Consider the following 22,990-nt stretch of genomic DNA (forward strand, 5'->3'; position numbering starts at 1 on the left):
TAATTACCGGGGTGAACGCGTTCCCGGCAAATTGGCTCGGGTTGCGTCGGTTTTTAAGGGTTGCGGATGTTACCGCCTCGCCGTGCGGAATGCAAAGGCCTTAGGTCGAAAAGCAGTAGCCGCTCCGCCGAGCGGCGCTTATCATGCGCGCCTTTGTTCCCCGCGGCAAATCAAGGCTCAAGCTCCATGCTCGTACTGGGATTGGAAACCTCCTGCGATGAAACCGGCGTCGCGCTCTATGACAGCGAGCGCGGCCTGCTGGCCGACGCGCTGTTCAGTCAGATCGACCTGCACCGCATCTATGGCGGCGTGGTGCCGGAACTGGCCTCGCGCGACCACGTCAAGCGCATGCTGCCGCTGATCCGCCAGGTGCTGGACGAGGCCGGGCGCGAGCCGGCCGATATCGATGCGCTGGCCTACACCGCCGGCCCCGGCCTGGTCGGCGCGCTGCTGGTGGGCGCCTCCTGTGCCCAGGCCCTGGCCTTTGCCTGGGGCGTGCCGGCCGTCGGCGTGCACCATATGGAAGGTCACCTGCTGGCGCCGATGCTCGAAGAGCAGCCGCCGGCCTTTCCCTTCGTCGCCCTGCTGGTTTCCGGCGGTCACACGCAGCTGGTGCGGGTCGACGGCATCGGCCAGTACCAGTTGCTCGGCGAGTCGCTGGACGATGCGGCCGGTGAGGCCTTCGACAAGACCGCCAAGCTGATGGGGCTGAATTATCCCGGTGGGCCGGAGATCGCCAAACTGGCCGAGCAGGGCACGCCGGGTCGCTTCGTCTTCCCGCGGCCGATGACCGACCGTCCGGGGCTGGATTTCAGCTTCAGCGGCCTCAAGACCTTCGCCCTGAACACCTGGCAGCAGTGCCGCGACGGCGATGACGACCTCGACCAAGCCCGCCGCGACATCGCCCTGGCCTTCCAGCAGGCGGTGGTCGAGACTCTCACCATCAAGTGCAAGCGTGCGCTCAAGCAGACCGGGCTGAACAGCCTGGTGATCGCCGGCGGGGTGAGTGCCAACAAGGCCCTGCGCGAGCATCTGGAGCGCATGCTGGGTGAGCTGAAGGGCAAGGTGTTCTACGCGCGGCCGCGTTTCTGCACCGACAACGGCGCGATGATCGCCTACGCCGGCTGCCAGCGGCTGCTGGCCGGGCAGCACGAGGATCTGGCGATCAAGGTGCAGGCGCGTTGGCCGATGGAGTCGTTGCCGGCGCTTTAAAAGCGGCGTTCGCGGCCGGCGAACAGATCGCGCAGGTTGCCGCGGTGGCGCCAGACGATCAGGCCGGTCAGTACGCAGACCGGCAGCAGCGCCGCCGGTTGCTGCCAGGCCAGCAGCGGCAGGGTCAGCGGCGTGGCGATCAGCGCGGCCAGCGAGCTGGTGCGGGTCAGCACGAACACCAGCAGCCAGGCGCCGATGGCCAGCAGCGCGGCCGGCGGGTAGAGGCCCAGCAGCATGCCGGCGGCGGTGGCCACGCCCTTGCCGCCGCGGAAGCGGAAGTACAGCGGGTAGAGATGGCCGAGCACCGCGGCCAGGCCGATCCAGGCCTGTTGCTGCAGGTCGAGGCCGAACAGTTTGGCGATCAGGATCGGCAGCAGACCCTTGAGCAGGTCGCCGAGCAGGGTCAGTACGGCGAGTTTCTTGCCGGCCACGCGCAACATGTTGGTGGCGCCGGGGTTGCCCGAGCCGCTGGCGCGTGGGTCCGGGCCGCCGGCCAGGCGGCTGAGCAGGATGGCGAAGGACAGCGAGCCGAGCAGGTAGGCGAGGATCGCCAGGAGCCAGAACATGGTGGCCATTCCAGGGCATGGGGTGGCCCGATTCTAACGAGGTGCGGCGCCCTTGTCGTGGCGCGGAGAGTGCGGGTGGACAGAGTATTTATCGAGGGACTGGAGGTCGATACGGTGATCGGCGCCTACGACTGGGAGCGCGAGATTCGCCAGTGCCTGCGTCTCGACCTGCAGATGGGCTGGGACAACCGTCCGGCCGCGGCCGGTGACGACCTCGCCCAGGCGCTCGACTACGCCAGCGTCGCCGCGCGGGTGCAGGCCTTCGCCGAGGCGTCGCAGTTCATCCTGGTGGAAACCTTCGCCGAGCGCCTGGTGCAGACCCTGATGGAGGAGTTCCACATCCCCTGGATGCGCCTCAAGCTGACCAAGCCCGGGGCAGTACCGGCCGCGCGCGGCGGCGTGGGCGTGGAGATCGAGCGCGGATGCCTCTGACTCGGGTCTACCTCGGCCTCGGCAGCAATATCGAGCGCGAGGCTCACCTTGGCGCCGGGCTCGATGCGCTGGCCGGCCTGCTCGGCGACATGCGCTGCTCGCCAGTATTCGAGAGCCATGCGGTAGGCATCAAGAGCGGCAACTTCTTCAATCTGGTGGTGACCGGGCAGACCGAGCTGCCACTGCTGGAGCTGGATCGCCGGCTCAAGTTCATCGAGGCCGACAATGGCCGCTACGCGCCGGAGCGCAAGGGCCTGCCGCTGGACATCGACGTGCTGCTGTACGGCGAACAGGTCGGCAACTTCAACGGGCTGGTGCTGCCGCGCGCGGAAATCCTCAAGAACGCCTTCGTGCTCTGGCCGCTGGCACTGTTGGCGCCGCAGTTGCAGCACCCGGTGGATGGACGTTCGTTCGCCGAGTTGTGGGCGTCGGCGCAAATCGATCAGCAGCTGTGGCCGGCTGCTTTCCAGTGGCGCGGCGTCGAGCTGACGCCCGCAGCGCTGTTGCGGACGCGCTCTTCGTAGCCCGGCTGCAATCTGGGACTCGACCCCGGAACCGCCCCGGATTGCATCCGGGCTACTGCGCCTGCTGATCCTTGTAGGCCTTGAGCGCCCGCAGGCGTTCGCGAGCCAGCGCCTCGCCCAGCTCCGCGCCCTTCAAACCCTTTTCCAGCAGCGGTTTGACCGCTACCTGGCGCGCCGTCTCGGCGGCGCCGAGCAGGTAGGCGGCCTGCGGGTATTCGCGTTGCTCCAGCCCCAGGCGGCCACGGGCGTCCATCTCGCAGGCGGCGACGAACTCGGCGAAACGCTGCGGACGGCGGAATACGTCGAAGCGTTGCAGCAGTTCCAGCAGGGTCGAGGGCTTGAGTTCCAGTGCGCGATGGCCGTGGGTGTGGAATTCGCCGACCAGCAGCGCCAGCTCGGCGCAGTCGCGCGGCGCCTTGCAGCGTTGGTTGATGGCCTCGATCAGGCGCAGGCCCTTGGGCTCGTGGGCGATATGCCGCGGCCACTCCGTTTCGGGTGTCAGCCCCTTGCCGACGTCGTGCAGCAGGCAGGCCCAGCGCACCGTCAGCGGCTGCTCGTGTTCGGCGCACTGGCGCAGCACGCTCAGCACATGCACGCCGGTGTCGATCTCCGGGTGATGAACGGCCGGCTGCGGCACGCCGAACAGCGCGTCGACCTCCGGCAGCAGGGCGGCCAGGGCGCCGCAGTCGCGCAGCACCTGGACGAACACGTCCGGGCGCGGCTCCATCAATGCACGGGAGATCTCCTTCCAGCTGCGCTCCGCGGTGAGGTGGGCCAGTTCGCCGGACTCGGCCAGTTGGCGCATCAGCGCCAGGGTTTCCGTCGCCACGCGGAAACCCAGCGGCGCATAGCGGGCAGCGAAGCGGGCGACGCGCAGCACCCGCAGCGGGTCTTCGGCGAAGGCCGGCGAAACGTGGCGCAGCACGCGCGCCTGCAGGTCGCGCTGGCCGCCATAGGGGTCGATCAGCCTGCCCTGGTCGTCTTCGGCCATGGCGTTGACGGTCAGGTCGCGGCGGATCAGGTCTTGCTCCAGGGTGACCTCGGGGCTGGCGTGGAAGACGAAGCCGCCGTAGCCGCGCCCGCTCTTGCGCTCGGTGCGGGCCAGGGCATATTCCTCGCCGCTGTCTGGATGCAGGAAGACCGGGAAGTCGGCGCCCACCGGGCGATAGCCCAGCTCGAGCATCTGTTCGGCGCTGGCGCCCACCACCACCCAGTCGATTTCCTCGACGGGGCGGCCGAGCAGGCGGTCGCGCACGGCGCCGCCGACTTTGTAGATCTGCATCGTTGTTCCTCCGCTGAGTGCGGAGGATAGCGGCTGGCCGGCTGTGCGGGGTAGCCCGGATGCACTCCGGGGATTACGCGGCCCGGATTGCCTCCGGGCTACGGCGTGGCCTGGGGAATCTGTTCGATCAGCGCCTGGGCGGCGCGTTCCAGCAGTTCGGCGCTGTCGCGTGCCGGGCTCAGGCCGGTGCTGATCAGCCCTTCCCACAGCACGCGCTGGTCCAGGTCGGTGAGGCGCAGGCGCAGCGTGCCGGTTTCGTCGCGCAGGCGATGGATCGCCTGGTAGGGGCCGAGGGCGTTGGGCGGCGGCACGTCGACCCTGAAGGTCAGCGGGCCGTCCTGCACGGCCAGCCAGTAGTACAGACGCAGTTGCGGCTGCTGGCTCTCGTGGTAGCCGCGGGACGACAGGCCATGGCGCAGCAGCTGCGGCAACTGGCGGTAGCGCTCGGGGAAGGGCGGCTCGCCGGCCAGGCTGTGCTGCGGGTCGATCAGCTCGAAGCTGTGGCGCCCGGCCAGCGCGGCGTCGGCGGGGCTGAGGATCTGCGCCTGGGGGATATGGCTGGCGCAGGTGGCCAGCCCCAGGCACAGCAGGAAAACCAGAAATACACGCATGCACGGCGTCTCGCGGAGTCTGCCGCCGATGCTGAGTGCGCGGCGCATGCCCGGCAACCGATCAAATGGGGGGAATGATCAGGTCGAGGCGCGGGTAGTCGCCGTCGCCCTCCGCCTCGCCGCGCGGCGGCACGTGCTGGGTGGTGATCAGCTGGTCGCCCTGGCACACCTCCAGGTGGATGTCGAAACCCCACAGGCGGTGCAGGTGCTTGAGCACTTCCTCGGTGGAGTCGCCCAGCGGCTTGCGGTCATGCTGCTGGTGGCGCAGGGTCAGCGAGCGGTCGCCGCGGCGGTCGATGCTCCAGATCTGCACGTTGGGCTCGCGGTTGCCCAGGTTGTACTGCGCCGCGAGCAGCTCGCGGATGGTGCGGTAGCCGGGCTCGTCGTGGATCGCCGGCACCAGCAGTTCGTCCTTCTGGTCGTCGTCGAGGATGCCGAACAGCTTGAAGTCGCGGATCACCTTGGGCGAGAGGAACTGCAGGATGAAGCTTTCGTCCTTGAAGCTGGCCATGGCGAACTTGAGGGTGGTCAGCCAGTCGCTGCCGGCGATGTCGGGGAACCAGTGCTTGTCCTCCTCGGTGGGCTCCTCGCAGATGCGGCGGATGTCGCGGTACATGGCAAAACCCAGGGCGTAGGGGTTGATACCGCTGTAGTAGGGGCTGTCGAACGGCGGCTGGTAGACCACGCTGGTGTGCGACTGGAGGAATTCCATCATGAAACCGTCGGTGACCAGGCCCTCGTCGTACAGGTCGTTCATCAGGGTGTAGTGCCAGAAGGTGGCCCAGCCCTCGTTCATCACCTGGGTCTGGCGTTGCGGATAGAAGTACTGGGCGATCTTGCGCACGATGCGGATCACCTCGCGCTGCCAGGGCTCCAGCAGCGGCGCGTGCTTTTCCAAGAAGTACAGGATGTTTTCCTGCGGCTCGGCGGGGAAGCGCTTGTTGTCCTGGTCGCTGTGCTTGCCGGCGCTCTTGGGGATGGTGCGCCAGAGGTCGTTGATCTGCTTCTGCAGGTGCTCCTCGCGGTCCTTCTGGCGCTTGCGCTCCTCCTCGGCGGAAATCGGGTAGGGCCGTTTGTAGCGGTCGACGCCGTAGTTCATCAGGGCGTGGCAGGAGTCGAGCAGCTCCTCCACCGCGTCGATGCCATGGCGCTCCTCGCACTGCATGATGTACTGCTTGGCGAACACCAGGTAGTCGATGATCGAACTGGCATCGGTCCAGGTGCGGAACAGGTAGTTGCCCTTGAAGAAGCTGTTGTGGCCGTAGCAGGCGTGGGCGATCACCAGGGCCTGCATGCAGATGGTGTTTTCCTCCATCAGGTAGGCGATGCAGGGGTCGGAGTTGATCACGATCTCGTAGGCCAGGCCCATCTGCCCGCGCTTGTAGCCCTTCTCGGTGGCCAGGAAGTGTTTGCCGTAGGACCAGTGGTGGTAGCCCAGCGGCATGCCCACCGAGGCATAGGCGTCCATCATCTGCTCGGCCGTGATCACCTCGATCTGGTTGGGATAGGTGTCCAGCGCGTAGCGTTCGGCGATGCGCGCGATTTCCTTGTCGTACTGACGGATCAGCTCGAAGGTCCATTCCGAGCCGGTGGAGATGGGCTTGCGTTCCTTCCTGCTGGCACTCATGTCACGCCTCCTTCAGGTCGCGAGCCGGCGCTGGAACAGCTCGCGGAACACCGGGTAGATGTCCGCCGCCGACACCAGTTGCTGCTGGGCGAAGGTGTCGGCGAATGCCTCGGCCACCTGCTCGTACTCGAACCACAGCGCCTGGTGTTCGCGCGGGGTGATCTCGACGTAGGTGAAGTACTGCACGAACGGCATGATCTGGTTGATCAATATATCCCGGCACACCGGCGAGTCGTCGTTCCAGTTGTCGCCGTCCGAGGCCTGGGCGGCGTAGATGTTCCACTCGTTGATCGGGTAGCGCGCGGCCATGGTCTCCTGCATCAGCTTGAGCGCACTGGAGACGATGGTGCCGCCGGTCTCGCGGGAGTAGAAGAACTCCTCCTCGTCCACCTCCTTGGCGCTGGTGTGGTGGCGGATAAACACCACCTCGATCTTGTCGTAGTTCCGCTTGAGGAACAGATACAGGAGGATGAAGAAGCGCTTGGCGATGTCCTTGGTGGCCTGGGTCATGGAGCCGGAGACGTCCATCAGGCAGAACATCACCGCCTTGGAGCTGGGGTTGGGCTGCTTGACCAGCAGGTTGTACTTGAGGTCGAAGGTGTCGAGGAAGGGCACGCGGTGGATGCGTGCGCTCAAGCGTTCGATTTCCGCCTCTATTTCCTGGATATCGCCGAAGTTATCCGGCTCTTCCCGGCGCAGACGCTCCAGTTCGGCCTTGGCCTCGCGCAGTTTGGCGCGGCTGGAGCCGGACAGGGCGATGCGCCGCGCATGGGCCGAGCGCAGGGTGCGGACGATATTGATGCGCGAGGGGTTGCCCTCGTTGCTGATGCCGGCGCGCACGGTCTTGAAGGTGTCGCTGCCGGTCAGGTGGCGTTTGACCAGGTTGGGCAGTTCCAGGTCCTCGAACATGAAGTCGAGGAATTCCTCCTGGGTGATCTGGAACACGAACTCGTCCATGCCCTCGCCGGAGTTGCTCGCCTTGCCGCTGCCACGCCCGCCGCCACCGCCCTGCGGACGGGGGATACGTTCGCCGGCGGTGAACTCCTTGTTGCCCGGGTGAACGATGGTCTGCTTGCCGCCGCGGCCGTGGTGCAGCACCGGCTCGTCGATGTCGCGGCCGGGAATGCTGATCTGCTCGCCGTGCTCCATGTCGGTGATGGAACGCCGGCTGACGGCCTCCTCGACCGCCTTCTTGATGTGCTCGCGGTAACGCCGCAGGAAACGCTGGCGGTTTACCGTGCTCTTGTTCTTGCCGTTCAGGCGCCGGTCGATCACGTAGCTCATGACGTCTCCCTAGCACGCCCGTGGCCACGGGCGTGCGGCGGATAGCCCGGCGCGCGGCGCGCGCCGGGTGCGGATCACTGCGACTTGCGTACCCGCAGATACCATTCCGACAGCAGGCGCACCTGCTTCTCGGTGTAGCCGCGCTCGACCATGCGTTTGACGAAGTCGTTGTGCTTCTGCTGTTCCTCCTTGCTGCCCTTGGCGTTGAAGCTGATGACCGGGAGCAGGTCCTCGGTGTTGGAGAACATCTTCTTTTCGATGACCACGCGCAGCTTCTCGTAGCTGAGCCAGGTGGGGTTCTTGCCGTTGTTGTTGGCGCGGGCGCGCAGCACGAAGTTGACGATCTCGTTGCGGAAGTCCTTCGGGTTGCTGATGCCGGCCGGTTTCTCGATCTTCTCCAGCTCCTCGTTGAGCGCCACGCGGTTGAGGATCTCGCCGGTTTCCGGGTCGCGGTATTCCTGGTCCTGGATCCAGAAGTCGGCGTACAGCACGTAGCGGTCGAAGATGTTCTGTCCGTACTCGCTGTAGGACTCGAGGTAGGCGGTCTGGATTTCCTTGCCGATGAACTCGATATAGCGCGGCGCCAGGTATTCCTTGATATAGCGCAGGTAGCGCTCGCGCACTTCGGCGGGGAACTGCTCCTGCTCGATCTGCTGTTCCAGCACGTAGAGCAGGTGCACCGGGTTGGCGGCGATCTCGTGCGGGTCGAAGTTGAACACCTTGGACAGGATCTTGAAGGCGAAGCGGGTCGACAGGCCGGTCATGCCCTCGTCGACGCCGGCGCTGTCGCGGTATTCCTGGATCGACTTGGCCTTGGGATCGGTGTCCTTGAGGTTCTCGCCGTCGTAGACGCGCATCTTCGAGTAGATGTTGGAGTTCTCCGGCTCCTTCAGGCGGCTCAGCACGCTGAACTGGGCGAGCATCTTCAGGGTGTCCGGGGCGCAGTGGGCCTTGGCCAGCGAGCTGTTGATCAGCAGCTTGTCGTAGATCTTCACCTCGTCGGTGACGCGCAGGCAGTAGGGCACCTTGACGATGTAGATGCGGTCGATGAAGGCCTCGTTGTTCTTGTTGTTGCGGAAGCTGTGCCACTCGGATTCGTTGGAGTGGGCCAGCAGGATGCCGCTGTAGGGAATCGCGCCGAGGCCTTCGGTGCTGTTGTAGTTGCCTTCCTGGGTGGCGGTCAGCAGCGGGTGCAGCACCTTGATCGGCGCCTTGAACATCTCGACGAATTCCATCAGGCCCTGGTTGGCCCGGCACAGCGCGCCCGAGTAGCTGTAGGCGTCGGCGTCGTTCTGCGGGAATTCCTCCAGCTTGCGAATATCCACCTTGCCGACCAGCGCGGAGATGTCCTGGTTGTTCTCGTCGCCCGGCTCGGTCTTGGCCACGGCGATCTGGTTGAGGATCGAGGGGTAGAGCTTGACCACGCGGAACTGGCTGATGTCGCCGCCGAATTCCTGCAGGCGCTTGGTGGCCCAGGGCGACATGATCGAATTGAGATAGCGGCGCGGGATGCCGTAGTCCTCCTCGAGGATGGCGCCATCCTCGGCGGCGTTGAACAGCCCCAGCGGCGACTCGAACACCGGCGAGTCCTTGATGGCGTAGAAGGGCACCTTCTCCATCAGTTGTTTGAGCTTCTCGGCCAGCGACGACTTGCCGCCGCCCACCGGACCGAGCAGGTAGAGGATCTGTTTCTTCTCTTCCAGGCCCTGCGCGGCATGGCGGAAGTAGGAGACGATCTGGTCGATGCACTCTTCCATGCCGTGGAAGTCGGCGAAGGCCGGGTAACGGCGGATCACCTTGTTGGAGAAGATGCGCGACAGACGCGAGTTGGTCGAGGTGTCGAGCAGCTCCGGCTCGCCGATGGCCATCAGCAGGCGCTCGGCCGCGGTGGCGTAGGCGCTGCGATCCTGTTTGCACAGTTCGAGGTACTCCTGCAGCGAGTACTCCTCCTGGCGGGTCGCTTCGAAACGTTGTTGGAAGTGGCTGAAAATACTCATGACTTCACCTCGCTCGATGCTGAAAGCCGGTTCGGGTTCGGTCGTGCGGGTGCTTGGTAGCCCCGGCCTGGGACTTGGCCGGGAAGAATCCCCCAGAACACCTAAAGGTCGTTACCGATGGCCCGATGCCGGTTGGCCGGCTCTACCTTGAGTTGGATGGCCTGAGCTACAGGATAGTTCTTTCTGGCGAGGGTCAAGGCGGGGACAAGGATAACCAGATGTTACCGTCCGTCGGGAATCCTCGGCAGGCCAGAGGAGGCGCGGCCTGCCGGCTCGGAAAAAAATGGCCGGGAGCCATTTTTAACGTCGCGCAGCGGCGGCCCGAAGGGTGGCCGCCAGGGACGGCAGGCCATCAAAAAATGGCCGGCAGGCATTTTTAACGTCGCGTAGCGGCGGCCCGGAAGGGTGGCCGCCAGGGATGGCAGGCCATAAAAATTATTCTGCGGGGCTTTGCGCGGTGTCGTCGGGGTAGGTGGCGCGCCACAGCTCGAAACCGCCGTCGAGGCTGTAGACCTGGCTGAAACCCTGGCCGACCAGGTAGGCGGCGGCGCCCTGGCTGGAGTTGCCGTGGTAGCAGGAGACGATCAGCGGCGCGTCGAGGTCGGCGTTGCGGATGAAGTCGTGCAGCGAGTGGTTGTCCAGGTGACGCGAGCCCTGGATATGCCCGGCGGCGAAGCTTTGCGGGTCGCGGATATCCACGACCACGGCGCCTTGCTGGCGCAGGGCCTGGGCCTGCTGGGGAGAGATACGCTGGAATTCGCTCATGGGTGCTCCTTGGGGCAGGTGCAGCGGTGGCGTTCGCCGCTGTCGACGTTGAGCAGGGTCATCGCGCCGCCCCACACGCAGCCGGTGTCCAGCGCATACAGGCCGGGCTCCTGGCAGTTGCCTTCGAGGGCGGCCCAGTGGCCGAAGATGATGGTTTCGCCGCGCATCTTGCGCTGCGGGTGGCTGAACCAGGGGGCGTAGCCGGGCGGGGCGCTGCCGACGCCTTCCTTGCTCTTCAGGTCCAGGGTGCCGTCGGCCTTGCAGAAGCGCATGCGGGTGAAATAGTTGGTGATCACCCGCAGGCGGGTGACGCCGTGCAGGTCCTTGTGCCATTTGGCCGGTTCGTTGCCGTACATGCCGTCGAGAAACAGTGGCAGGCGGGCGTCGTCGCGCAGCGCCTCCTCGACCTCGGCGGCGCGGCGCAGCGCCTTGGTCAGACTCCACTGCGGCGGGATGCCGGCATGCACCAGGGTCACCCGGCGCTCGGCATCGTGGTGCACCAGCTTCTGCAGGCGCAGCCAGTCGAGCAGGTCGGCGCGGTCCGGCGCGTCGAGGATCTCGCGCAGGGTGTCGCCCTTCTTCAGCCGCTCGATGTTGTGCGCCACGGCCAGCAGGTGCAGGTCGTGATTGCCCAGCACGCAGGTCACCGCCTGGCGGATGGAATAGAGAAAACGCAGGGTTTCCAGCGATTGCGGGCCGCGGTTGACCAGGTCGCCGACCAGCCACAGCTGGTCCTGCGCCGGGTCGAAGGCCACCCGCTCGAGCAGGCACTGCAGCGGTCGCAGGCAGCCCTGGATGTCGCCGACGGCATACAGCGCCATATCAGTGCAGGGCTCCGGGCACGGCCAGGCGGAACGGCGCGATGACGGCGTCGAAGCGTTTGCCGTCCTCGGCGAGCATCTGGTAGCTGCCCTGCATGGTGCCGACCTGGGTGGTCATCACCGTGCCGCTGCTGTAGGTGTGGCTGGCGCCCGGGGCGATCTGCGGCTGCTGGCCGACCACGCCGGCGCCGCGCACTTCCTGCACGCGGCCGTCGCCGTCGGTGATGATCCAGTGGCGCGACAGCAGCTTGGCCGGCAGCTGGCCCTGGTTGCGGATGGTCACCGTGTAGGAGAAGGCGTAGCGGCCCAGCTCCGGCTGCGACTGCGCGGCCAGGTAGCGGGTGGTGACGCTGACGTCGATCTGGTAGCGAGGGTCGGACATGCTGGTAACCCGTGTGGCGTATGGCAGTTTAGCCCTGGCTGGCGGCCAGGTGCGCTGCCAGTTGATCGGCCAGGCGAACGAAGGCGGCCAGGTCCAGCTGTTCCGGGCGCAGAGCGCCATCGACGCCGGCGGCTTCGATGGCTTCGGCCGGCAGCAGCTGTTTGAGGGTATTGCGCAGGGTCTTGCGTCGCTGGTTGAAGGCTTCGCGCACCACCCGCTCGAGCAGGCGATGGTCCTTGGCGGGATGCGGCAGCACCGCGTGCGGTACCAGGCGGACGATGGCCGAGTCGACCTTGGGCGGCGGGTTGAAGGCGCCGGGGCCGACGTTGAACAGGTGTTCGACCCGGCAGTGGTACTGCACCATGATCGACAGACGGCCCCAGTCGCCGCCGCCGGGGCCGGCGGCCAGACGCTCCACCACCTCCTTCTGCAGCATGAAATGCATGTCGCGGATCAGCGCCGCGTTGTCCAGCAGGTGGAAGATCAGCGGGGTGGAGATGTTGTACGGCAGGTTGCCGACCACCCGCAGGCTGCCGGGGGCGGCCTCGAGGCGGGCGAAGTCGAACTTCAGCGCATCGCCCTGGTTCAGGCGAAAGCGCGGGTTGGCGCCGAACTTGCTCTGCAGGATGGGGATCAGGTCGAGGTCCAGCTCGATCACGTCGAGTTGCGCGCCGCTGCCGAGCAGGCCCTCGGTCAGCGCGCCCTGGCCCGGGCCGATCTCCAGCAGGCGCTCGTCCTCCTTGGCGCGGATGGCGCGCAGGATGCGGTCGATGACGCCGGCATCGTGCAGGAAGTTCTGGCCGAAGCGCTTGCGCGCGCGGTGTTGGTATTCGGACATGGCAGGGCAGCTCCAGGCTTCAAGCTGCAAGCATCAAGCAAGAGCGCAAAGCGAAAAAACGAAGTCGGGTAGTTTAAGGCAAAAAGCGACAACACCCGTAGCCCGGATGCAATCCGGGCCGGGCTGTCGTCTACTTGCGGCTGGTAGCGGCGGCCATCTGGTAGGCGGTTTCCAGGGCCACCTGCAGGCTGCCGGTATCGATATTGCCGCTGCCGGCCAGGTCCAGCGCCGTGCCGTGATCCACCGAGGTGCGGATGATCGGCAGGCCCAGGGTGACGTTGAGCGCTGCGCCGAAGCCCTTGAACTTGAGCACCGGCAGGCCCTGGTCGTGGTACATGGCCAGCACCGCGTCGGCCTGCTCCAGGTACTTGGGCGTGAACAGGGTGTCGGCCGGCAGCGGGCCGATCAGGGTCATGCCTTCGCCGCGCAGGCGCTCCAGCGTCGGCTCGATGATCTCGATTTCCTCGCGACCGAGGTGGCCGCTTTCGCCGGCATGGGGGTTGAGTCCACAGACCAGGATGCGCGGTGCGGCGATGCCGAACTTGCTCTGCAGATCGGCATGCAGGATGCGCGCGACCCGCTCCAGGCGCTCGCTGGTGATGGCGGCGGCGACGTCCTTGAGCGGCAGGTGGGTGGTGACCAGGGCGACGCGCAGGCCGCGGGTGGCGAGCATCATCACCACCTGCTCCGTGTGGGTCAGCTCGGCGAGAAACTCGGTGTGGCCGGAGAAGGCGATACCGGCTTCGTTGATCACGCCCTTGTGCACCGGTGCGGTGATCATCGCGGCGAAGCTGCCGTCCAGGCAGCCCTGGCCGGCACGGCTGAGGGTTTCCAGCACGTAGCCGGCGTTGGCCGGATCGAGCCGGCCGGCTTGGCTCGGGGCGGCCAGCGGGGTGTCCCAGACATACAGGCTGCCGGCCGGCGCGGGGGCACTCGGCCAGCGGCCCGGGGCGACGTCCAGCAGCGCGATGTGCAGGCCGAGCTGGGCGGCGCGCTCGCCGAGCAGCTGGCGGCTGGCGATGGCCACCAGCGCCTCGGGTTGCGCCTGGCGGGCCAGCAGCAGGCAGAGGTCGGGGCCGATGCCGGCCGGTTCGCCGGGGGTCAGGGCAAAGACTCGGGGTGCGCTCATGGGCATTCTCGGTTGCGCCGCGGGGGCGCCAGTTTACGCTGCCTGGGCCGATAACGAAAAAGCCCGGCGCGGGGCCGGGCTCTTGCGGTTGAAACCGCCGTTACAGCTTGGTCTCGACGTAGGCTTCGTCGCGGATCTGACGCAACCAGGCCTGCAGTTCCTCGTCGTACTTGCGGTTGCGCAGCAGGTTGGCCGCCTGCTGCTCGCGGAACTGCGCGCTGCTGTCGGTGGCGCGGCGGCCCATGACCTGCAGCACGTGCCAGCCGAACTGGGTCTGGAACGGCTTGGACAGCTCGCCGCTGGAGGTCTCGCTCATCACCTGGCGGAACTCCGGCACCAGCGCGTTGGGGTCGATCCAGTTGAGGTCGCCGCCGTTGAGCGCCGAGCCCGGGTCTTCCGAGTAGCTCTTGGCCAGCTCGGCGAAGTCCTCGCCGGCGACGATGCGCTGGTACAGGCGTTCGACCAGGCGGCGGGTTTCCTCGGCGCTGCGAATCTCGCTGGGCTTGATCAGGATATGGCGCACGTGCACTTCGTCGCGCACCTGGGTGTCGCCGCCGCGCTTCTCCAGCAGCTTGAGGATGATGAAACCGCCCGGCGTGCGCAGCGGTTCGGTCACTTCGCCCGGGCTCAGCGCGCTGACCATCGAGTCGAACGGCGGCGGCAGCTGGCCGGCCTTGCGCCAGCCCATCTCGCCGCCTTCCAGGGCGGTTTCGCTGGCCGAGCGGGAAATCGCCAGCTGGGCGAAGTCGGCGCCCTGTTGCAATTGTTGGTACAGCTCGCGGGCCTGGCGGTCGGCTGCCTGGATCTCGCTGGAGGAGGCGCCTTCGGAGACCGGGATGAGGATGTTGGCCAGGCGGAACTCTTCCGACAGCTGCATCTTGCCCAGGTCGGAGGCGAGGAAGTTCTGCACTTCCTGGTCGGTGACCTGGATGCGCTCGGCGACCCGGCGCTGGCGCACGCGGCTGATGATCATCTCGCGGCGCACCTGGTCGCGGGCGTCGGCGTAGGACAGGCCGTCGCGCGCCAGAGCCTGACGGAACTGCTCCAGGCTCATGCCGTTACGCTGGGCGATGGTGCCCATGGCCTGGTTCAGCTCCTCGTCGGTGATGCGGATGCCGGAGCGGTCGCCGATCTGCAGCTGGATGTTCTCGATGATCAGGCGCTCGAGCACCTGCTGGCTGAGCACGTGCTCGGGCGGCAGGGCGCCGCCGCGTTTGCCGATGGTCTGCTGCACCTCGCGCAGGCGGGCGTCGAGCTGGCTCTGCATGACCACGTCGTTGTCGACGATGGCCGCCACGCGGTCCAGCGGGCGGACATCGGCCTGGGCCGTCGCCGCGAGCAGCGCTGCGCCCAACAGCAGGGGGCGCAGGCAATCAGAAAGCTTGGTCTTCACGTTCACGGTAACCTTGAATGCCTTGGTCGAGGAAAGTTTCCACCTTGTTGCCCACTACGCCGCCGAGGCCCTTGAGGACGATCTGCAGGAAGATGCCGCGGTCGGCCTCGTCGTTGAGCGACGGGTTGAGGCTGACTTCGTCGTAGTCGATCCAGTAGCGGTTGATCAGGCGCAGCTTCCAGCAGCAGCTGTCGTACTCGAAGCCGCCGAAGGCTTCCAGGGTACGGTTGCGGCCGTAGTCGTACTGCCAGCGCGAGATCAGGCTCCACTGTGGAACCAGCGGCCAGATGACGGAGAAGTCATGCTGGTCGATCTTGTAGTAGTTCTTGATGTAGTTCGGGTTCGGCGAACCGTCACCTAGGGTCGGGTTGCCGTAGTCCGGGTTGGTGGTCCAGGTGCCGCTGTCGCGGTCGTAGCGCACGGTGTCGTTGCGGTAGCGATAACCGAGGTTGACCACCTTGTTCGGGTTGTCTTCCGGCTGGTAGTGGAACATCGCGCTGCCCGAGCGGGTGCGGTGGGTATCCGGGTCCCAGTTGAAGGTCGACGACACGCGCCAGTCGCGGTTGAAGCGGTACAGGTACTCCAGCGCATAGGGCGAGACGTCGGCGGTGGCATCCGGACGGGTGCGGTAGTCGATACCGGCCAGCTGCACCTTGCGGTCCTCGAAGTAGAAGGCCTGGCCGATGCTGAAGCGCTGGCGCTCGAAGCCGTTGGGCTCGATCCAGCGGCTGGTCACGCCCAGCGACAGCTTGTTCTCGTCGCCGATGCGATCCTTGCCGGAGAAGCGATTCTCGCGCCACAGCGAGGCGTAGCTGAAGGTCGGCTCGCCGCTGTCGAACACCGGGATGTCGGTCTGGTCTTCTTCCGGCACGTAGAGGTAGAAGGCGCGCGGCTCCAGGGTCTGGCGGAAGTCCTTGCCGAACAGCTGGGTGTTGCGGTCGAAGTACAGGCCGCTGTCGACGCTGAACAGGCCGACGCCGCGGTTCTGCGTGCTGTCGAACTCCTGCTCGGCCAGCAGACTGTTCTTGCCCTGCTGATCCAGGCTGATGTCGTAGTGGGTCTGGCGGTACTTGATCTGCGGCTTGAGGAAGCCCCAGGTCCAGTCCAGCGGCAGGGCGACGCCCGGCTCCAGGTGCAGGCGCTCGCCGTTGGCGCGGGCCAGGCCGAGAATACGGGTGTCGTACCAGGTCTGTTCGGCCACGCCGTCTTCGTTGATGAAGTTGCCCGAGCGCAGGTCGCGGTCGAAGCGCACGTATTCGCTGCCGTAGGTGAAGTCCAGGCCGCCCGGATTGAACGGCAGCTTGCCGTCCAGGGTGAGCTGCGGCAGGCGGTCGTACGGCGTGACGTCGGTGATATTGGCCAGCTCGTAGGCGTGCAGGTTGAGCCGCGCGCGGTAGCTGTCGCCGCGGTAGGTCAGGCTGCCGCGCTGGTTGACGTAGGTGGGCGTGTCGATACCCAGGTCGGTATCCAGGTCCTGGAAGTAGTAGGGGTCGCTGATGTCGGTGTAGTCGACCTCGGCCAGCAGGCGCGAGTTCAGGCCCTGCTTGTGCTGCCAGCTGTACAGCCAGCGCTGGTCTTCGTACTCGGACTGCAGCTTGCGCTCGTCTTCGCTGTCGTCGAGGTAGGCGGCGCCGATCTGGCCTTCGCTGCTCTCGGTCAGGTAGCGGAACTCGCCCTCCATCAACAGGCCGCGGTTGGCCATGTAGGTCGGGTAGAGCGTGGCGTCGTAGTTCGGCGCCAGGTTGAAGTAGTAGGGCGTCTGCAGCGAGAAGCCGTTGTCGCTCGAGGTGCCCAGACTCGGCGGCAGGAAGCCGGACTGGCGACGGTCGTCGATCGGAAAATAGATGTAGGGGGTGTAGAACACCGGGATGTCCTTGACCCGCAGCGTCACGTTGGTCGCGGTGCCGAAGCCGGTGGCCGGGTTCAGGGTGACGTTGTTGCCCTTCAGGTGCCAGGCGTTGTCGCCCGGCTCGCAGCGGGTGTAGGTACCGTCCTTGAGGCGGATGATCGCGGTCTCTTCGCGCTTGGCATAGAGTGCGCTGCCGCGGACGTGGGCTTCGTGCATCACGTACTCGGCGTTGTCGATCTTGGCTTCGCCGTTGTCCAGTTGCAGCTCGGCGCGGTCGCCGACCACCAGCATGCCCTTGTCGCGCAGGCGCACGTTGCCGATCAGCTCGCCACGGTTCTCGGTCTGGTGCAGGCTGGCCTCGTCGGCCTCCACCTGCATGCCGGACTGGCGCAGGATCACGTCGCCGGCGAGGGTCGCCACCTGCTTTTCCTGCTCGTAACGCGAGGCCTTGGCCGAGACGAACATCGGCGCTTCGTCCAACGGCGTGTCGTCGTCCATGCCCGGGCGCAGCGGCTCGACATAGGCGCCGGCGCAGTAAGGGCCGGCTTCGGCCAGCTGGGCGGCGGTCAGCTTGTCGCGCGGCACCCAGTCGAGGTGGCTGTAGTCGGCGCTGCGCGAGGCCAGGGCGCGGCCCTTGCTCTCGGTGACCAGGGTGGTGGTTTCCTGCTTGGCGCTGGCTTTGCCGCTGGTGGCGTCGCTCGCGCTGACGGCGCTGGTGCTGTGCTGAGGACGGGGCGGCAGGCTGGCGGCAGGGGCCTTGGGCGCGCAGGCCCAACCGCCGCTGGGCGACACCTGGCAGTCGAACTGCTCGGCGGCGAAAACCTGTAGGCTGACGGCGGGTTGTAGGGCCAGAAGACTGCCGGTGACCAGCAGCGGGAATTTCTTGCGGAACGCGGGGTATTTTACTGCCATCTTGTTAGTCCGGGCTTCCTGCGCGCTATCGGCCCAGGGGCCGCACGCCTCTCGATGGGCTGAAAAAGATGCTGGATAATAAAGCATGACCCGCGCAACGGCTAGCGCCGTCGGAGACCCCCTGATGCCTGAATACGATGTACGTCTGCAACAGCTGCACACCTGGCTCGCTCAGCAATTACCCGCCCTGTTCGCCGCTCGCGGCTGGGGCCAGGTGCCGCCTGCGCAGCTGACCCCCGCCAGCAGCGACGCCAGTTTTCGCCGCTATTTCCGCTGGCAAGCGGGCGAGCGCAGCCTGATCCTGATGGACGCGCCGCCGCCGCAGGAGAACTGTGCGCCCTTCGTGCGCATTGCCGCGCTGTTGGCCCGTGCTGGCGTGCATGTGCCCGAAGTGCTGGCCGCCGATCTGGAGCAGGGCTTTCTGATCCTGGACGATCTCGGCCACCAGACCTATCTGGAGGTGATCGACGAGCACAACGCCGACACCCTGTTCGACGACGCTGTCGAAGCCTTGCTGCTGCAGCAGCGCCTGCCGCTGGATGGCGATCTGCCGCATTACGACGAGGCGCTGCTGCGCCGCGAGCTGCAGCTGTTTCCCGAGTGGTACGTGCAGCGCCATCTGGGCTACGAGTTCGACGCGAAGCAGCAGGCGGCCTGGCAGCGCATCTGCGCCCTGCTGATCGACAGCGCCCTGGCCCAGCCCAAGGTGCTGGTGCACCGCGACTTCATGCCGCGCAACCTGATGCAGAGCGCGCCCAATCCCGGCGTGCTGGATTTTCAGGACGCCGTCTACGGCCCGGTCACCTACGACATCACCTGCCTGTTCAAGGACGCCTTCCTCAGCTGGCCCGAGGCGCGCGTGCGGGGCTGGCTGCAGGGCTACTGGGAGCGGGCGCAGGCAGCCGGCATCCCGGTGCAGCCCGCGCTCGACGAGTTTCTGCGCGCCAGCGACCTGATGGGCGTGCAGCGCCATCTCAAGGTAATCGGCATCTTCGCGCGCATCTGCCACCGCGATGGCAAACCCAAGTACCTCGGCGACGTGCCGCGCTTCTTCGCCTATATCGAGGCGGTGCTGGCCCGCCGGCCGGAGCTGGCCGAACTGGGCGCGCTGCTCGCCAGCCTGGCGCAGGCCGAGGTCGCCCGCGCATGAAGGCCATGATTCTCGCCGCGGGCAAGGGCGAGCGCCTGCGCCCGCTGACCCTGCATACGCCCAAGCCGCTGGTGCGCGTCGCCGGCGTGCCGTTGATCGAATACCACCTGCGCGCCCTGGCCACCGCCGGCTTCGCCGAGCTGGTGATCAACCATGCCTGGCTCGGCCGGCAGATCGAGGAGCATGTCGGCGACGGCGCGCGCTTCGGCCTGCGCATCGCCTATTCCGCCGAGGGCGAGCCGCTGGAAACCGGTGGTGGCATCTTCCAGGCGCTGCCCTTGCTGGGCGATGAGCCCTTCGTGCTGGTCAACGGCGATATCTTCACCGACTACCCTTTCGCCGAGTTGCGCCGTCCGCTGCAGGGGCTGGCCCACCTGGTGCTGGTGGACAACCCGCCGCACCACGCCCAGGGCGATTTCCGCCTCGCCGACGGCCGGGTGGGCGAGCTCGACGGCGCGGGTGCGGGTCTGACCTACAGCGGTCTGGCCGTGCTGTCGCCGGCACTGTTCGCCGACTGCCAGCCGGGCGCCTTCAAGCTGGCGCCGCTGCTGCGCCGGGCCATGGCCGCGGGACTGGTGAGCGGCGAGCGCTACGCCGGACGCTGGGTGGATGTCGGCACCCACGAGCGCCTGGCCGAAGTCGAGCGCCTGCTGGCGCAGGGGCGCTGAGGTGCTCTGGCCGGTGACCCTGCTCGGCGCCGTGGCCGGTCTGGCGGTGGCCAGCATTCCCGGCGCCCTGCTCGGCGGCCTGCTCGGCCAGGTGCTCGACCGCCGCCTGCGTCTGCACGACTGGGCCAACCTGCGCGAACGCCTCGGCGGACGCCCGGCGCCGGCCGACGAGGAGCTGCTGTTTCTGATGCTCGGACGCCTGGCCAAGAGCGACGGCCGCGTGCTGCCGAGCCATATCCAGCAGGCGCGCTCGGAGATGCAGCGCCTGGGCCTGGACGAGTTCGCCCAGCGCCGCGCCATCGAGGCCTTCTCCCGCGGCAAGACCGCTCGCGACAACCTGCGTGCCCCGCTGCAGCGCCAGGCCGAGCGCGGCGAGGCCCTGTTGCGCGCCTGCTGGCGCATGGCCTGGGTCGACGGTCGGGTCGGCGCGGCGGAGCACGAGCTGATGCTGCTGTGGGGCAAATGGCTGGGCTGGAACGGTGCTCGCCTGGAGGCGCTGGGCGAGGAGTACGCGCCGCGCCGCAGTCAGCCGCCGGTGGCCACCGGCGGCAGCTACAAGGAGGCGTTGCGGTTGCTGGGGGTGGCGGCGGACAGCGAGCCCGAGCAGGTCAAGCGCGCCTATCGCCGTCTGCTCAGTCGACACCATCCGGACAAGCTGGCTGGTGCCGGGGCGTCGCCTGCGCGCCTGCGCGAAGCCACCGAAACCACCCGCCAGCTGCACCAGGCCTATGCGCTGATTCGCGAGCGGCGCGGCTGGCGTTAGCCGCCGCTCATCGCGCTCGGCGCCGCGGCGCGGATATTCAGGCTCAGCCAGCCGCGCAGGCGGCGATACAGTTGTTCCTGCTCGACGCCGCGATTGCCCGGCAGGGCCTTCATCGCCACCTGCACGTAGGTCGGGTGCTTGACCCTCTTGCTGGCCTGCAGGCGCCTGAGCGCGGCCTGGCGGTCGCCGGCCTGGTCCTTGTAATAGAAGTCGCCGGTGGCCAGTTCGAGTTGCGGCACCAGCTCGTCCAGCGGCGGGGAAAAGCCGGCCGGTACGGCGGCGGCCACCAGCAGCAGGTTGTGGATATCTTCCGGCTGGCGTTCGGCCAGGTACTGGGCGGCCCAGTAGGCGCCGCTGCCGTGGCCGAGCAGGACGATGCGGCTGGCCTGCTGCTGGCGGGCGAAGGCGATGCCGGCGTCGATGCGCGCCATCACCCGCTGTGCATGGGCGCTGCGGCGGGCGGCGTCGTTCGCCGCCGGATCGGGCGCGGCGCTGGGCGCCGCCTCGGCTTCGCCCGGGGCCTCGTCGTCGGCCGCAGCCTCTGCGGCTGCGCTGGTCGGCGGCTCAGGCAGGCGCAGCGGCGGCGCGTCGTGGTCCGGATCGGGCAGGGTCAGGCTCAGGCTGTGCCAGCCGCCATCGGGCAGCTTGCGCCGCAACGGGCCGACGGCGGTGGCGTCGTCGGCGTTTTCCGCATCGCCGGGCAAGAGGATCACCGCGCCACTGGGTTCGCCGACATTGGCCGGCAGCCAGAGGGCGAGGAAGCGCTCGTCGTCGGCCTGCAGCCACTGCTGTTCGCGCTGCTCCAGACGCTGTTCCAGCGCCTGGGCCTCGCTGACGCTGCGCTCGGGCAGTGGAGGGCGAGCCTCCTCTGCCGGCAGAGAGTTCTCGGCTGGGGAAGGTGTTTCTGCTGTGGCGGGGGGCTCTGCCCATGACTGCAGGGATACGAGCAGGCAAAGACCGGGCAGCAGGCGTGGCTTGCGAAGCATCTGGAACTCTCCGGAACGGTGCTGATTTGTAGCTGAGCCTAATCTGCACTCCGACGCTTGTCAGGCCACTCCGGCTTATCCGGGCAAATACCTGGGGGGTGTGGAATCCGCACGCATTGCCGCGGCACGCCAAACAACGTCCTGCCTCGTCTTGCCGTTAGGGCTATGCGAACGCAGAGGCGCGCGGCGAGGCCTTGCCGGGCAATGGGGCGGGAAGCGTTAAGATGGGGCGGCGTCCCACCCTGCCGAGGTACACGATGGAACTGGAAGCTCCCGCCTTCTGCGAGCTGATCAACGCGCTGCATGACGGCGTCTACATCACCGACGCTGCCGGCATAACCCTGATGGTCAACAGCGCCTATGAGCGCCTGACCGGGCTGCGTGGCGAGGATCTGGTCGGCCAGCACATGCAGGCGCTGGTGGAGCAGGGCGTGATCTCGCAGTCGGTGTCCTTGCGCGTGCTCAAGGAAGGCAAGGCACTGTCGCTGATGCAGAGCGTCAGCCAGGGCAAACGCCTGCTGGTCAGCGGCACGCCGATCTTCGCTGCCGATGGTCGGGTGCGCTACGTGGTCAGCACCGTGCGCGACATGACCGAGCTGCTGCGCATGAAGCACGAGCGCGACGAACTGCAGCAACTGAAGCAGTTGCGCAACAGCACGGCCAAGCTGCATGCCGGGCAGCGTGACGACCTGCTCGATGCCTCCCCGGTCGCCGACAAGCCCGCTTCGGGGCGAGTCTTCATGCAGGCGCGGCAGGTCGCGGCCAGCGACGTGAAGGTGCTGCTGCAGGGTGAGACCGGTGTCGGCAAGACCCTGGTCGCCCAATACATCCACAAGAGCAGCCCGCGCGCGGCGCAGCCGTTTCTGGCGCTGAACTGCGGTGCGCTGCCGGAGAACCTGATCGAGGCTGAGTTGTTTGGCTATGTGCCGGGCGCGTTCACCGGCGCCGGCAGCAAGGGCAAGCGCGGTCTGCTGGAGCTGGCGCACCAGGGTACGGTTTTTCTCGATGAGATCGGCGATCTGCCGCTGCTGCTGCAGGTCAAGCTGCTCAAGGTGATCGAGGAGAGCCGCTTCATTCCGGTCGGAGGCCTGGAGTTGAAGGAGGTGGACGTGCGCATCATCACCGCCACCCACCACGACCTGCGCACGATGGTCGCCGAGGGGCGTTTTCGCGCCGACCTCTACTACCGGCTTAACGTGGTGCCGATCCACATCCCGGCCTTGCGCGAGCGCCCCGAGGAAATTCAACCGCTGCTGGACTTTTATCTGAGCGAATTCAACCAGCGTTATGGCCGAGCGCTGAGCTGGGAGCTCGAGGCGCTCGATGCACTGACCGACTACGCCTGGCCCGGCAACATCCGCGAGCTGATCAATCTGGTCGAGCGCCTGGTGGTCACCTGCAGTGGCGAATGCATAGAGCTGTTCGATCTGCCGGAGGAGATGCGCACCGCCCCCAGCGACGCCAGCGAAGACGACCTGTTGCCATTGCGCAAGCAGGTGGAGAACCTCGAGCGGCGCCTCATCCGCCGTGCGCTGATGCAGCACAAGACCACCCGCGAAGCGGCCAAGGTGCTCGGTCTGAGCCAGGCGACGCTGGTGCAGAAGATGAAGCGCTGGGAACAGGGTTGATTGGAAAATGGATCGAAATAGGCTCTTCTGATTGGTTTTCTGATCAAGCGCAGCCCGCAGCGCGCTGTGACAAATCGACGCAAGCCCTCTGTCACGCCACTTTCAGTGAGCTGGCACAGGAATGGCTATGGCAAGCCCCGAACCCGTTCAGCACAACAACGCATAAAGGGC

The 22,990-nt window shown here is 66.9% G+C and carries 21 protein-coding genes; 7 read left to right on the forward strand and 14 right to left on the reverse strand.

The window, feature by feature from the left end; translation table 11 throughout:
• Window positions 1–186 precede the first annotated feature (186 nt).
• Entirely contained in the window at window positions 187–1,212 is a 1,026-nt protein-coding gene (tsaD, locus tag AC1G9C_RS02760) for a tRNA (adenosine(37)-N6)-threonylcarbamoyltransferase complex transferase subunit TsaD (RefSeq protein WP_480409395.1), read from the forward strand.
• On the opposite strand, the gene plsY is transcribed toward tsaD, so the two are convergent.
• Window positions 1,209–1,778 carry a glycerol-3-phosphate 1-O-acyltransferase PlsY gene (gene plsY, locus AC1G9C_RS02765; protein WP_021444792.1) on the reverse strand — a complete coding sequence of 190 codons (570 nt, stop codon included), beginning with the start codon at window positions 1,776–1,778 and terminating at the stop codon, window positions 1,209–1,211. The genes tsaD and plsY overlap by 4 nt on opposite strands.
• A 75-nt stretch (window positions 1,779–1,853) precedes the next feature.
• On the opposite strand from plsY, the gene folB reads away from it, so the two are divergent.
• Both folB and folK read left to right on the forward strand, forming a co-directional pair.
• Window positions 1,854–2,210 carry a dihydroneopterin aldolase gene (folB, locus tag AC1G9C_RS02770; RefSeq protein ID WP_021444791.1) on the forward strand — a complete coding sequence of 119 codons (357 nt, stop codon included), beginning with the start codon at window positions 1,854–1,856 and terminating at the stop codon, window positions 2,208–2,210.
• Complete coding sequence (folK, locus tag AC1G9C_RS02775; protein WP_021444790.1) at window positions 2,201–2,734, forward strand: 2-amino-4-hydroxy-6-hydroxymethyldihydropteridine diphosphokinase; 534 nt, start codon at window positions 2,201–2,203, stop codon at window positions 2,732–2,734. The genes folB and folK overlap by 10 nt, the downstream gene beginning before the upstream one ends.
• Before the next feature lie 52 nt (window positions 2,735–2,786).
• Here folK and AC1G9C_RS02780 read toward each other — a convergent pair whose 3' ends face one another.
• The 12 genes from AC1G9C_RS02780 to AC1G9C_RS02835 form a co-directional block, all read right to left on the reverse strand.
• Window positions 2,787–4,016, reverse strand: a complete 1,230-nt coding sequence (locus AC1G9C_RS02780; protein WP_480409396.1) for a multifunctional CCA addition/repair protein — start codon at window positions 4,014–4,016, stop codon at window positions 2,787–2,789.
• Window positions 4,017–4,114: 98 nt separating this feature from the next.
• Window positions 4,115–4,627: a DUF4136 domain-containing protein gene (locus AC1G9C_RS02785; RefSeq protein ID WP_122110113.1), complete on the reverse strand. Its 513-nt coding sequence runs from the start codon at window positions 4,625–4,627 to the stop codon at window positions 4,115–4,117.
• Window positions 4,628–4,688: 61 nt separating this feature from the next.
• The gene (locus AC1G9C_RS02790) at window positions 4,689–6,254 is read right to left on the reverse strand and encodes a SpoVR family protein (RefSeq protein ID WP_021444787.1); all 1,566 of its coding nucleotides are present in this window, start codon (window positions 6,252–6,254) and stop codon (window positions 4,689–4,691) included.
• Window positions 6,255–6,266: 12 nt separating this feature from the next.
• Complete coding sequence (locus tag AC1G9C_RS02795) at window positions 6,267–7,538, reverse strand: YeaH/YhbH family protein (RefSeq protein ID WP_021444786.1); 1,272 nt, start codon at window positions 7,536–7,538, stop codon at window positions 6,267–6,269.
• Window positions 7,539–7,612: 74 nt separating this feature from the next.
• Window positions 7,613–9,535: a PrkA family serine protein kinase gene (locus AC1G9C_RS02800; protein WP_021444785.1), complete on the reverse strand. Its 1,923-nt coding sequence runs from the start codon at window positions 9,533–9,535 to the stop codon at window positions 7,613–7,615.
• 435 nt (window positions 9,536–9,970) lie between these two features.
• Window positions 9,971–10,300, reverse strand: coding sequence for a thiosulfate sulfurtransferase GlpE (gene glpE / locus AC1G9C_RS02805; RefSeq protein ID WP_457788096.1), 330 nt, complete (start codon window positions 10,298–10,300; stop codon window positions 9,971–9,973).
• Window positions 10,297–11,121, reverse strand: coding sequence for a symmetrical bis(5'-nucleosyl)-tetraphosphatase (locus tag AC1G9C_RS02810; RefSeq protein WP_021444783.1), 825 nt, complete (start codon window positions 11,119–11,121; stop codon window positions 10,297–10,299). The genes glpE and AC1G9C_RS02810 overlap by 4 nt, the downstream gene beginning before the upstream one ends.
• Window position 11,122: 1 nt before the next feature.
• Window positions 11,123–11,503, reverse strand: coding sequence for a Co2+/Mg2+ efflux protein ApaG (apaG, locus tag AC1G9C_RS02815; protein ID WP_021444782.1), 381 nt, complete (start codon window positions 11,501–11,503; stop codon window positions 11,123–11,125).
• Between the two features lie 28 nt (window positions 11,504–11,531).
• The gene (gene rsmA, locus AC1G9C_RS02820; RefSeq protein ID WP_480409397.1) at window positions 11,532–12,341 is read right to left on the reverse strand and encodes a 16S rRNA (adenine(1518)-N(6)/adenine(1519)-N(6))-dimethyltransferase RsmA; all 810 of its coding nucleotides are present in this window, start codon (window positions 12,339–12,341) and stop codon (window positions 11,532–11,534) included.
• Between the two features lie 130 nt (window positions 12,342–12,471).
• A complete protein-coding gene (pdxA, locus tag AC1G9C_RS02825; RefSeq protein WP_480409398.1) occupies window positions 12,472–13,470 on the reverse strand; it encodes a 4-hydroxythreonine-4-phosphate dehydrogenase PdxA in 999 nt (332 codons plus the stop codon).
• A 100-nt stretch (window positions 13,471–13,570) separates the two neighbouring features.
• Window positions 13,571–14,863, reverse strand: a complete 1,293-nt coding sequence (locus AC1G9C_RS02830; protein ID WP_480409399.1) for a peptidylprolyl isomerase — start codon at window positions 14,861–14,863, stop codon at window positions 13,571–13,573.
• Window positions 14,844–17,624 carry an LPS-assembly protein LptD gene (locus tag AC1G9C_RS02835; RefSeq protein ID WP_480409400.1) on the reverse strand — a complete coding sequence of 927 codons (2,781 nt, stop codon included), beginning with the start codon at window positions 17,622–17,624 and terminating at the stop codon, window positions 14,844–14,846. The genes AC1G9C_RS02830 and AC1G9C_RS02835 overlap by 20 nt, the downstream gene beginning before the upstream one ends.
• A gap of 124 nt (window positions 17,625–17,748) precedes the next feature.
• Here AC1G9C_RS02835 and AC1G9C_RS02840 point away from each other — a divergent pair, with 124 nt between their 5' ends.
• From AC1G9C_RS02840 to AC1G9C_RS02850, 3 genes are read left to right on the forward strand one after another with little or no spacing between them, the layout of a single operon-like run.
• Window positions 17,749–18,774: an aminoglycoside phosphotransferase family protein gene (locus tag AC1G9C_RS02840; protein WP_480409401.1), complete on the forward strand. Its 1,026-nt coding sequence runs from the start codon at window positions 17,749–17,751 to the stop codon at window positions 18,772–18,774.
• Window positions 18,771–19,442, forward strand: coding sequence for an N-acetylmuramate alpha-1-phosphate uridylyltransferase MurU (murU, locus tag AC1G9C_RS02845; RefSeq protein ID WP_480409402.1), 672 nt, complete (start codon window positions 18,771–18,773; stop codon window positions 19,440–19,442). The genes AC1G9C_RS02840 and murU overlap by 4 nt, the downstream gene beginning before the upstream one ends.
• A gap of 1 nt (window position 19,443) precedes the next feature.
• Complete coding sequence (locus tag AC1G9C_RS02850) at window positions 19,444–20,205, forward strand: DnaJ domain-containing protein (RefSeq protein ID WP_480409403.1); 762 nt, start codon at window positions 19,444–19,446, stop codon at window positions 20,203–20,205.
• On the opposite strand, the gene AC1G9C_RS02855 is transcribed toward AC1G9C_RS02850, so the two are convergent.
• Entirely contained in the window at window positions 20,202–21,191 is a 990-nt protein-coding gene (locus AC1G9C_RS02855) for an alpha/beta hydrolase family protein (RefSeq protein ID WP_480409404.1), read from the reverse strand. The genes AC1G9C_RS02850 and AC1G9C_RS02855 overlap by 4 nt on opposite strands.
• Before the next feature lie 257 nt (window positions 21,192–21,448).
• Between AC1G9C_RS02855 and AC1G9C_RS02860 the strand changes: the two genes are divergently transcribed.
• Window positions 21,449–22,819: a sigma-54 interaction domain-containing protein gene (locus tag AC1G9C_RS02860; protein ID WP_480409405.1), complete on the forward strand. Its 1,371-nt coding sequence runs from the start codon at window positions 21,449–21,451 to the stop codon at window positions 22,817–22,819.
• The last annotated feature ends 171 nt before the right edge of the window (window positions 22,820–22,990 follow it).

The sequence above is a fragment of the Pseudomonas sp. ABa2 genome, from assembly GCF_056676075.1.

Bases quoted from the DNA above. Each gene is read 5' to 3' on its own strand.
- rsmA (WP_480409397.1), bottom strand. From the start codon at position 12,341: ATGTCCGAATACCAACACCGCGCGCGCAAGCGCTTCGGCCAGAACTTC.
- AC1G9C_RS02800 (WP_021444785.1), bottom strand. From the start codon at position 9,535: ATGAGTATTTTCAGCCACTTCCAACAACGTTTCGAAGCGACCCGCCAG.
- murU (WP_480409402.1), top strand. From the start codon at position 18,771: ATGAAGGCCATGATTCTCGCCGCGGGCAAGGGCGAGCGCCTGCGCCCG.
- pdxA (WP_480409398.1), bottom strand. From the start codon at position 13,470: ATGAGCGCACCCCGAGTCTTTGCCCTGACCCCCGGCGAACCGGCCGGC.
- folK (WP_021444790.1), top strand. From the start codon at position 2,201: ATGCCTCTGACTCGGGTCTACCTCGGCCTCGGCAGCAATATCGAGCGC.
- plsY (WP_021444792.1), bottom strand. From the start codon at position 1,778: ATGTTCTGGCTCCTGGCGATCCTCGCCTACCTGCTCGGCTCGCTGTCC.
- AC1G9C_RS02835 (WP_480409400.1), bottom strand. From the start codon at position 17,624: ATGGCAGTAAAATACCCCGCGTTCCGCAAGAAATTCCCGCTGCTGGTC.
- AC1G9C_RS02860 (WP_480409405.1), top strand. From the start codon at position 21,449: ATGGAACTGGAAGCTCCCGCCTTCTGCGAGCTGATCAACGCGCTGCAT.
- AC1G9C_RS02780 (WP_480409396.1), bottom strand. From the start codon at position 4,016: ATGCAGATCTACAAAGTCGGCGGCGCCGTGCGCGACCGCCTGCTCGGC.
- glpE (WP_457788096.1), bottom strand. From the start codon at position 10,300: ATGAGCGAATTCCAGCGTATCTCTCCCCAGCAGGCCCAGGCCCTGCGC.
- AC1G9C_RS02810 (WP_021444783.1), bottom strand. From the start codon at position 11,121: ATGGCGCTGTATGCCGTCGGCGACATCCAGGGCTGCCTGCGACCGCTG.
- AC1G9C_RS02790 (WP_021444787.1), bottom strand. From the start codon at position 6,254: ATGAGTGCCAGCAGGAAGGAACGCAAGCCCATCTCCACCGGCTCGGAA.
- apaG (WP_021444782.1), bottom strand. From the start codon at position 11,503: ATGTCCGACCCTCGCTACCAGATCGACGTCAGCGTCACCACCCGCTAC.
- AC1G9C_RS02840 (WP_480409401.1), top strand. From the start codon at position 17,749: ATGCCTGAATACGATGTACGTCTGCAACAGCTGCACACCTGGCTCGCT.
- tsaD (WP_480409395.1), top strand. From the start codon at position 187: ATGCTCGTACTGGGATTGGAAACCTCCTGCGATGAAACCGGCGTCGCG.
- AC1G9C_RS02785 (WP_122110113.1), bottom strand. From the start codon at position 4,627: ATGCGTGTATTTCTGGTTTTCCTGCTGTGCCTGGGGCTGGCCACCTGC.
- AC1G9C_RS02855 (WP_480409404.1), bottom strand. From the start codon at position 21,191: ATGCTTCGCAAGCCACGCCTGCTGCCCGGTCTTTGCCTGCTCGTATCC.
- AC1G9C_RS02795 (WP_021444786.1), bottom strand. From the start codon at position 7,538: ATGAGCTACGTGATCGACCGGCGCCTGAACGGCAAGAACAAGAGCACG.